Raw genomic sequence first — 873 nt, forward strand, 5'->3', positions numbered from 1 at the left:
GAACAGTACCATGCTTTCCAAGAAGAACGAGATAAGGATAAAGTATCCACTGAAGAGATTGAGGAAGCCTTTAAGACATTTAAGGAAAAAAGAGATACCGTTCGTGAATTTGAAGTGGAACTTGCAGAGAACCAAATAGAGAAGCTAGTTGATGAGGGCATTTATATCAAAGTGTCTTTTGGTATTAAGCAAAGTGGTCTCATTTTCATTCCCAATTATCAATTAGATATTTTGGAAGAAGAGAATCAAACAAAATATAAAATCTTTATACGTGAGACAACTTCATACTTTGTATATAACAAAGAACATTCGGATAAGAATCAGTATGTCAAAGGACGAACATTGATAAAACAGCTAACCAACGATAGTCGAGTAATACCATACAGAAGACCTACAGTTAAGAGTCTACAGGAAAAGATTACTGAGATTAACCTCTTCATTGAATTAACTGAAGCAGATAAGAAATACCAAGACATTAAAGACGAGTTAGTAAAAGAAATAGCAGAGATAGATATAAAACTAAATCAAATTAATGAAAAAATCGCCAACTTAAATAAGATGGCGGAAGTGCTTATCAATTTAAAGAGTGAGGATGTGAGCAGTCGAAAGCTTGCAAGATATGACTTTTCAAAATTAAATTTGCCAGAATCAATTACAGTAGAACAAGTAAGCGAAGAAATAAGAGCGTTTCAAGAGGAGCTAGATCATTATCTTTATGAGTATGAGAGCTTAATAAAAAATTTAGAAATGTTTGTAAAAGTACTGAATGATAAGGATTTTGATAAAAAATTTAGTATAGAAATACTATTGGAATAACAAGAACTAATCCTATGGTGGTTAAAGATTAACTATCTTTATGCTATTGATTAATAT

The 873-nt window shown here is 31.3% G+C and carries 1 protein-coding gene; it reads left to right on the forward strand.

Annotated elements, in window-relative coordinates; all coding sequences use genetic code 11:
- Positions 1 to 816: helical hairpin domain-containing protein (locus D8837_RS09405; protein ID WP_221762431.1), on the forward strand; the 816-nt coding region annotated here is incomplete at its 5' end.
- Between the last annotated feature and the right edge of the window lie 57 nt (positions 817 to 873).

The organism is Streptococcus mitis, from assembly GCF_003942965.1.
Classification (GTDB): Bacteria; Bacillota; Bacilli; order Lactobacillales; family Streptococcaceae; genus Streptococcus; species Streptococcus mitis_BH.